The organism is Pseudahrensia aquimaris, from assembly GCF_042676045.1.
GTDB lineage: Bacteria > Pseudomonadota > Alphaproteobacteria > Rhizobiales > Rhizobiaceae > Pseudahrensia > Pseudahrensia aquimaris.
In genome coordinates this window covers 1-746 of record NZ_JBHTJV010000017.1, presented here as the reverse complement: position 1 = coordinate 746, position 746 = coordinate 1, and the positions used below count along the sequence as shown (strand labels likewise).

Here is a 746-nt window from a genome sequence, read left to right as displayed (position 1 = left end):
GGCGGCTCTGGTAACGATCAATACCATGTCGAAGACGCAGGCGATGTTGTGGTTGAACTGTCCGAGGAAGGCTACGACCGCGTGTTCGTTGATGGTCTGTCCAGCTACACGCTGCCCGACCATGTGGAGCGTCTGACATTTGTCGATGCGGGCAACCATGTCGGCAAGGGCAATGCGGGCGATAATCGCCTGGAGGGCAATGTCGGCAAAGATCGCTTTCTCATCGATGAGGGCGGGGCCGATACATATTCCGGCGGCAACAATTTCGATGTCTTCGATGCCCGTGGAACCAGCGAGCAGGTCCGGCTCTATCTCAACGACCAAGACCTCAACGGATACGCCATAGAGGGCGACTTTTTCGCCTCCATCGAAACCTTCATCGGCTCGTCCAGCGCAGGCGATATCATGAAGGCCGATCCGAACGGTCGCGCACGCTTTGCAGGCGATGGCGGTGACGATCGGTTATGGGGTTCCAACAACACCGACTACATGCGCGGTGATGCGGGCAACGATGATCTGCGCGGCGGGTCAGGCCGTGATACGATCCACGGCGGCACGGGCAACGACGATCTGCGTGGTGGTTCCGGCCGCGATCAGTTCCGCTTCACCGAAGCCGAGTTCGGACAGGACACGATCCACGATTATCAGGATGGTTTGGATTATCTGCGCTTCTATTCGGATATCGCCACGGCGTTCAGCGACTTCTCCGTCAGCGGCAACGGCAGCAATCAGGTGCGGGTTACGCT

The 746-nt window shown here is 58.6% G+C and carries 1 protein-coding gene; it reads left to right on the top strand.

Features of this window, described 5'->3' with window-relative positions; genetic code table 11:
• Positions 1–746 (top strand): calcium-binding protein (locus tag ACFQ14_RS14345; protein ID WP_377213446.1); only part of this gene is annotated, 746 nt, incomplete at both ends.